Source organism: Streptomyces africanus (genome assembly GCF_002150735.1).
Classification (GTDB): Bacteria; Actinomycetota; Actinomycetes; order Streptomycetales; family Streptomycetaceae; genus Streptomyces; species Streptomyces africanus.
This window is the reverse complement of record NZ_MUKA01000381.1, coordinates 1-4,918: the sequence shown is the minus strand read 5'-3', so window position 1 is coordinate 4,918 and position 4,918 is coordinate 1. Positions and strand designations below refer to the sequence as shown.

General features: G+C 72.5%; 4 protein-coding genes. 1 reads left to right on the top strand and 3 read right to left on the bottom strand.

From position 1 onward, the window contains the following. From CCL05_RS36815 to CCL05_RS36805, 3 genes are read right to left on the bottom strand one after another with little or no spacing between them, the layout of a single operon-like run. The gene (locus CCL05_RS36815) at positions 1-1,617 is read right to left on the bottom strand and encodes an SMP-30/gluconolactonase/LRE family protein (protein WP_086564990.1); all 1,617 of its coding nucleotides are present in this window, start codon (positions 1,615-1,617) and stop codon (positions 1-3) included. Further along, complete coding sequence (locus tag CCL05_RS36810) at positions 1,614-3,419, bottom strand: flavin-containing monooxygenase (RefSeq protein ID WP_086564989.1); 1,806 nt, start codon at positions 3,417-3,419, stop codon at positions 1,614-1,616. Before CCL05_RS36810 ends, CCL05_RS36815 begins: the two co-directional genes overlap by 4 nt. A gap of 49 nt (positions 3,420-3,468) precedes the next feature. Next, positions 3,469-4,239 carry an SDR family NAD(P)-dependent oxidoreductase gene (locus CCL05_RS36805; RefSeq protein WP_086564988.1) on the bottom strand — a complete coding sequence of 257 codons (771 nt, stop codon included), beginning with the start codon at positions 4,237-4,239 and terminating at the stop codon, positions 3,469-3,471. 158 nt (positions 4,240-4,397) lie between these two features. Here CCL05_RS36805 and CCL05_RS36800 point away from each other — a divergent pair. Continuing rightward, positions 4,398-4,918: TetR/AcrR family transcriptional regulator (locus tag CCL05_RS36800; RefSeq protein ID WP_107400563.1), on the top strand; the 521-nt coding region annotated here is incomplete at its 3' end.

The following is a 4,918-nucleotide window of genomic DNA, read 5'->3' as shown; positions in this document are numbered from 1 at the left end:
TCAGGTGGCGGTTCGGGTCCGCGACAGGCGTACCACCGTCCCCTCCCCGTTCGACGACAGGAGCAGGGAGCCGTCCGGGGCGGCGGTGAGACCCGCGAAGCGGGGGGCCACGCCGGGGAGGCCGTGGGCGAAGAGGGCGGGGGGCTGGCGCGGGGCGGTCCCCGCGGGGGTGCCGACCGCCAGGTCTTCCGCCTCCACGCGGGTGTCGCCCGTCGTCAGGGAGACCGACCAGAGCCGTCGGTGCGCGGTGTCCACGGTGAAGAGGTCGTCGCCGTGGACGGCGAGGCCCTGTGGGGTGCCGAGGCCGTCCGCGACCGGCACCGGCTCGCCGTCGTCGAGGCGGAGTACCGCCCCGCGCCGGTCGTCGCTGACATAGCAGCGGCCCTCCGTGTCGAGCGTGACGTCCACGGGGTGGTCGAGGCCTTCGGCCAGGACCGTGACCGTGTCCGTCCCGTCGATGGCGATGACGCGGCCGGCGCCCGTCTCGGCGACGACCAGGGTGCCGTCGGGCCGGGTCGTGATGCCGAGGGGCTGGTCCAGGCCGGTCGCCCTGGTGCGGGTGGTGCCGGTGGCGGGGTCGTAGGTCTGGACGGTGCCGAACTGCGACGTCGTGTGCAGGACGTCGCCGTCGGCCGTGATGCCGTGGACGAAGGGCTGGAGGATCTCCGTGGTGACGTCGCCCGACGCGCCGGGGCCGGGCTCCTCCGGGCGGGTCACGCGGTAGTGGTCCGCCGCGTACACCGTGCCGCCGAGGTCGATCGTCACGCCGTAGGGGCCGTCCAGGCCGCGCGGGACGACGGGGCGGGTGCGGCCGTCGGGGTGGAGCTCCGTGATGCCGCCGCTGGCGAAACTGGAGACGAACATGCGGTTCTCCGCGTCGAACGCGGCGTTGTCCAGGCCCGTGACCCCGCTGGTGACCAACGAGCGGGAGCCCGTGCCGTGCAGGTCGACACGCGTGACGAAGCCCTCGGGGCCGCGCGACAGCACGTGCAGGACGCCGCCCCGGTCGAAGCGGACCGCGACCGGGTCGTGCACGCCCTCGGCGACGACCTCGGGCACCCCGCCGTCGGGGGGTATGCGCCAGACCTGATTGCTGACCATGTGCGGGTAGTAGAGGCAGCCGTCCGGGCCGAGCTGCATGGCGTTGCCGAGGGCCAGCCCGTCGGTCAGGACGACCGGGTCCCCGCCCCCGGGGAAGAGCTCCAGCAGCCGGCCGTTCATCCGCATCTCGTTGACGAACAGCCGGTCGCCGACGCACGTGATGCCGTTGGGCACCTTCACCTCGTCGGAGACCAGGCCGTACTCGCCCCCTGGACTGCGCCGCCACACCCGGCCCGGGACGAGGTCGGCGATGTACATCGACCCGTCCGCCCCGAAGGCCAGGTCGTCGGGCGACTGGACCGGGCCGTCCGGCGCGACCACGACCTCGACGTCCCCGGTGGCCGGGTCGACGGCGCTGATCTGCCCGAGGAGGAACTGCGCGACGTACAGCCGCCCGTCGGGGCCGAACGCGACACCGTTCGAACCCCACAGCGGATTCGGCGAGTTGAGGCGCCGGGCCGCCCAGCGGGTGCTGCGCACGCCACTCGCCTCGCGCCCGCTCGAACGCCCCGTCACGAGCCCAGCACCTCGTCCATGCCGCCCTCCGCCCGCCAGCGCCGGATCAGCTCGTAGAACGCGATCGGGCCGTCGCCGTACGACTCGCTGCGGGGTCTCGGCATGCCCTCGGCGTTGTAGTAGCCGGGGGTGCACTCGGACTGGAACGCGTACAGGTCCACCGACTTGGCGCGGATCACGTCCCCCCAGGCGGCCTCCGCCTCGGCCGTCGGCTCCACGCACCGGACCCCGCGCCTGCGCGCCTCGGCGATCACCTCAGCGACGTGCGTGGCCTGCTCGTCCAGGACGTGCACGTAGTTCACGGAGCTGGCGGACTGCACCGAGCCGAGCATGAACAGGTTGGGGAAACCGCGGCTGTAGAAGCCGTGCAGGGTCCTCGGGCCGGTCTTCCCCCAGGCCTGAAGCAGGGCCACGCCGTCCCTGCCGTACGCGGGGAGCTGCCCGGACAGCAGCCCGGAGACGCCGACGTCGAAGCCGGTACCGAAGATGACGCAGTCGACCTCGTACTCCACCCCGCCGGCCACGACGGCCCGCTCGGTGACGCGCTCCACGCCCCCGTGGTCGGACGTGTCCACGAGGGTGACGTTCGGCCGGTTGAAGGTCTCCAGGTAACCGTCGCTGAACGTGGGCCGCTTGCACATGTAGCGGTACCAGGGCTTGAGCTTCTCGGCCGTCGCCGGGTCCCGGACGATCGCGTCGACCCGGGCCCGCAGCTCGTTCATCTTCTGGAAGTCGGCGATCTCCTCCAGTCGTTCGCGTTCCTCGGGCGTGAGGCCGGTGAAACCGTCGGTGGGGATGAGCTTCTGCTGGAGGCGGGCGGTGCTGGTCCAGCCGTCGGCCACCAGGTCCTCGTCGGCGCCGGCGCCCGTGACGACCGCGAGGAAGTTGTCCCGGCGCCGCCGCGCCCAGCCGGGCTCCAGCGAGCCGGCCCACTCGGGGTCGGTGGGGCGCTGTCCGCGCACGTCCACGGAGGACGGGGTGCGCTGGAACACGTACAGGTGCTGCGCGTCCCGGCCCAGGTGCGGGACGACCTGGATGGCGGTGGCGCCGGTGCCGATGAGGGCGACGCGCTTGTCGGCGAGCTTGTGCAGTCCGCCGTCGGCGTCGCCGCCGGTGTAGTCGTAGTCCCAGCGGCTGGTGTGGAACATATGGCCCTTGAAGGTCTCGATGCCTTCGATCCCGGGCAGTTTGGGCTGGCTGAGCAGGCCGGTGGCCGCGACGACGTGGCGTGCGGTCATGCGGTCGCCGCGGTCGGTGGTGACGACCCAGGCGGACTCGCCCTCGTCCCAGCGCAGTTCGCTCACCTGCGTCCGGAAGCAGGCGTCGCGATACAGGCCGAAGTGCCGGGCGATCGCCTGCGCGTGGTGCCGGATCTCCTCGCCCGGCGCGTACTTCCACTTCGGGACGTAGCCGAGCTCCTCCAGCAGCGGCATGTAGACGTACGACTCGATGTCGCAGTGGATGCCCGGGTACCGGTTCCAGTACCAGGTGCCGCCGAAGTCGGCGCCCTTCTCGATGATCCGGACGCTCTCCACGCCGGCCTGGCGCAGCCGGGCACCGGTCAGCAGGCCGCCGAAGCCGCCGCCGACGACCACCACGTCGACGTGGTCGTGCAACGGCTCCCGGGTGAATCCGGGCTCGGCGTACGGGTCCTCGTCGAAGTGGCCGAACTCGCCGGTGGTGCGCCGGTACTGGCGGTTGCCGTCCGGGCGGATCCGCCGGTCGCGCTCGGCCCGGTACCGCTCGCGCAGGGCGTCCGGGTCGAAGTCCAGGGCCGGCAGGGGGGTGTGGGGGGCGGACATGGGTGTCCTCTTCCTCTCGACGGGGAGGTGGGATGGATGTCGGGTGGGGTCAGACCGCGGCCCAGGCGTTGTCCACCGGCAGGACGACGCCGTTGACTCCGCTCGCCGCGTCGGAGGCGAGATAGACGATGGCGGCGGCCTGCTCCTCCGGGTCGCAGATGCGGCCCATGTTGACGAAGTACCGTCCGACGACGGCCGGCCCGTGGGCCTCCTGGTCGATGTGGAGCCCGGCGGTGATGTCGGTGGCCGTGCCGCCCGGGGCTATGGCGTTGGTGCGGATGCCCTGGTCCCGGTACATCACCGCGAGGGAGCGGGTGAGTCCGATGACGCCGTGCTTGGAGGCGGTGTAGGCCGTGCCGGCCGCGCTGCCGCGCAGGGCCGCCTCGGACGCGGTGTTGACGATGGCGCCGCCGCCCGCCGCGATCATGTGCGGCAGGACGGCCCGGGCCAGCAGGAACGGCGCGGTGAGGTTGATCCGCAGGACCCGCTCCCACTCGGCGTCGGTGACGTCCGCCGCGGCCGACATGCTGTCCATGACGCCGGCGTTGTTGACCAGGACGTCGATGCCGCCGAAGGTGTCGACCGCTGCGGCCACGACCGCGTCGACGACGGCGCGCTCGCTCAGGTCGCCCGTGACGGCGACGGCCGTTCCCCCGGCGGACTCGATGGCCCCGACGACACCCTTGGCGCCCTCCGCGTTCAGGTCGGCGACCACGACCCGCGCTCCCTCCTCCGCGAACCGCAGGGCGGTGGCGCGGCCGATGCCGGAGGCGGCTCCGGTGACGATGACGCTCTTGCCTGACAGACCCGTGGCACCCATGGCGCTCCTCTGCTCGTCGCGTTGGCCCGGCGTGCGGGCACAGTACTTGTTTTTGTCTCAGTGCGACATAAAGACGTGACGTGCCAACAGGTCGTTTCACGCCAGGGAGACATGACGCGACGTAAAATAGAGTGGGCGCGGCAAGTCGAGGAGGGCGCATGGCCGGACGATCGGGTGGGGCCACGGGGCGGCCACCGCTGACGGAGCGGCGGCGCGCCGAGACGCGTATGGAGATCGCCGAGGAGGCGGTCCGGCTCTTCGCCGCCAAGGGCGTGGCGGCGGTCACGGCGGAGGACATCGCCTCCGCGGCCGGCGTGTCGACGCGCACGCTGTGGCGCTACTTCCGCTCCAAGGAGGAGTGCGTACGCCCCCTGCTCACCACGGGCCTGGAGCTGCTGCGAGAACATCTGCGGGACTGCCGCGAGGAGTACGACTCCCTCGCCGAGGCGATCCTGAGCATCCGGTACGACGACGAGACGTCACCGCGCGTGCGGGCCCTGCGCGATCTGCTGCGGCTGAGCCGTGACGAGCCCGGGCTGCGCGCGGTGTGGCTGGAGGCGCACTACGACGCGGAGGCCGCGTTCGCCGCGATGATCGCCGAGCGCACGGGCCGGCCGGCGGGTGATCTCGCGGTCCGGGTGGAGGCGGGCGTACTGAACACCGCGATGCGCATCGCGGT